Genomic DNA, 2,486 nt, shown 5'->3' with positions numbered 1-2,486 from the left:
ACGAGCCGGGTCAGCCGCCCGAGCTGCCAGGACGCGAGGGCCGCCGCGGCGGTCGCGGTGCCGCGGACGGCGAGCGCGCGCCGCATGTCCCGGCCGGTGAAGCCGCGGACCGGTGCCCCGCCGAGCGGCGCCGCCGCGTCCCCGCCGGGGTCCGCCGGGGTGATCGCGACGGCGAGCGCCGGGAGCATGTCGGTGAGCATGTTCACCACGAGCAGCTGCCGGGTGCTGAGCGGCGCGTCGCCGCTGAGCGCGGTGCCGAGGACGGTGAAGGAGACCTCGCCGGCGTTGCCGCCGACGAGGATCGCGACGGCGTCGCGGACGCTGTTCCACAGCGCGCGGCCCTCGCGCAGCGCGTCCAGGATGAGCGCGGTGTCGGGGGCGGTGAGGACGAGGTCGGCGGCGATGCGGGCGGCGCCGGAGCCGCGGCCGACGACCGCGATGCCGACGTCGGCGCGGCGGATCGCGGCGGCGTCGTTGGCGCCGTCGCCGGTCATCGCGACGACCCGGCCGGCGCGGCGCAGGTCCTTGACGATCCGGACCTTCTGCGCGGGCGACACGCGGGCGAACACCGCGGCCCGCTGGACGGCGGCGATCCGGTCGGCGGCGGGCATCGCGTCGAGCTCCGCGCCGGTGAGGACGCGGTCCGCGTCGGGGATGCCGAGCTCGGCGGCGACGGCCGCGGCGGTGTCCGGATGGTCGCCGGTGATCATGGTGGTCCGGACGCCCGCCGCGCAGAGCCGCTGCACGGCCTCCTCGGCGGTGGGGCGCGGGGTGTCGGCGATGCCGATGAAGCCGAGCAGCGCCAGGTCCTCGACGTGGTCGGCGACCTGCCCGCGCACCGCCCCGGGGTCGGCGACGGACCGCTCGGCGATGGCGAGCACGCGGAGCCCCTGCCCGGCGAGCCGCCGCACGGTCCCGGCGGCGGCGCGCCGCCGGGACGCGGTGAGCGGCTCGTCGTGGTGGGCGGAGGTGTGGACGCGGGTGCAGCGCTCCAGCAGCACCTCGGGCGCGCCCTTGACGGCGAGGACCGTCCGGTAGCCGTCGTGGCCGAGCGACGCCGAGAACCCGCGGGTGGTCTCGAACGGCAGCTCCTCCTCCAGCGACCAGCGGTCGTCGGGCGGCAGGTCGCCGGCGCGGTCCAGGACGGCCCGGTCGGTGGCGTGCGGGACCTGCCGGCTTCCCGGCGGCGGGCAGGCGCGCGCCGCGACGCGCAGGATCCGCCGCTCGCCCGCGCCGGTGAGCGGGTGCGGGCGGGTCGGGCCCGTCGCGCGGACGAGCCGGAGCCGGCCCTCGGTCAGCGTGCCGGTCTTGTCGAAGCACAGCGTGTCGACCCGGCCGAGCGCTTCGAGCGCGCGCGTCGAGCGGACCAGGACGCCGAGCCTCGACAGCCGCCGCGCCGCCGCGAGCTGGGAGATCGTCGCGACCAGCGGCAGCCCCTCCGGGACGGCGGCCACCGCGACCGCGACGCCGGAGCCGAGGGCGCGCCGCAGCGGCAGGCCGCGCAGCGTGCCGAGCACGGTGACGGCCGCGCCGCCGAGCAGCGTCGCGGGCAGCGCCTGGTGGGTCAGCTCCGCCAGCCGCGCCTGCATGCTCGACGAGGCGTCGGCGGTCCCGGCGAGCGCGGCGGCGCGTCCGGCCTCGGTGGTCTCGGCGGTGGCGACGACCAGCGCGACCGCGCTGCCCGCGACGACCGTCGTGCCCTCGTACAGCATGCAGTGCCGGTCGGCGGGGTCGGCGCCGGGCGACGGCTCGACGCTCTTCGCGACGGGCACCGACTCGCCGGTGAGCGTCGCCTCGTCCACCTCGAGGGACTCGGCCCACAGCAGCCGGGCGTCCGCCGGGACGAGGTCCTCCGAGCGGAGCTGGATCAGGTCGCCGACGCGCAGCCGGCCGGCGGTGATCTGCTCGGTCGCGGCGGTCCGCAGGTGCGCGAACGGCTCGGCGGCCGACGGGTCCGGCTCGGCGGCGGCCCGCAGCCGGCGGGCGCGGGTCTGCTGGCCGAGCATCAGCTCCCCGAGCGCCTTCTCCGCGCGCATCCGCTGCGCGCCGCCGATCAGCGCGTTGCCCGCCATCACGCTGCTGACCAGCAGCGCGTCGACGCTGGAGCCGACGACGGCGGACGCGGCGGCACCGAGCGCGAGCACCGGGGTCAGCGGGTCGTCCAGCTCCTGCCGGACGGCCGCGGCGAGCCGCAGGACGGCCTTGCCCGGCCGGACCGCCGTCCGCTGCACCAGCGGCCCGGCCGTCCGCGGCTCCCGGTCCTCGCCGGGCGCGGCGGTGCGCGACAGCCGCCGGACGGCCTCCTCGGCGGTGAGGGCGTGCCAGGCGTCCCGGACGACCGGGGGCGGCAGCGGCCGGTGCTCCAGCCGCCGCGCGCTCAGCCCGTTCGCCAGCATCGCCATCAGCGACGCCGCGTGTACGGGCGGCAGCTCCGGCAGGGCCGCGGCGGCGCGGCGCGGCAGCGGCCCGCCGGGGCGCCGCCGGGG

General features: G+C 79.4%; 1 protein-coding gene. It reads right to left on the bottom strand.

Annotation, left to right across the window (positions count from 1 at the left end; translation table 11 throughout):
- On the bottom strand, positions 1 to 2,486 hold a 2,486-nt coding region (locus F9B16_RS50100), incomplete at both ends, for an HAD-IC family P-type ATPase (protein WP_151547299.1).

The sequence above is a fragment of the Actinomadura montaniterrae genome (assembly GCF_008923365.1).
Lineage (GTDB): Bacteria > Actinomycetota > Actinomycetes > Streptosporangiales > Streptosporangiaceae > Spirillospora > Spirillospora montaniterrae.
The sequence above is the reverse complement of the archived record's forward strand: the minus strand, read 5'-3'. Positions and strand labels throughout refer to the sequence as shown.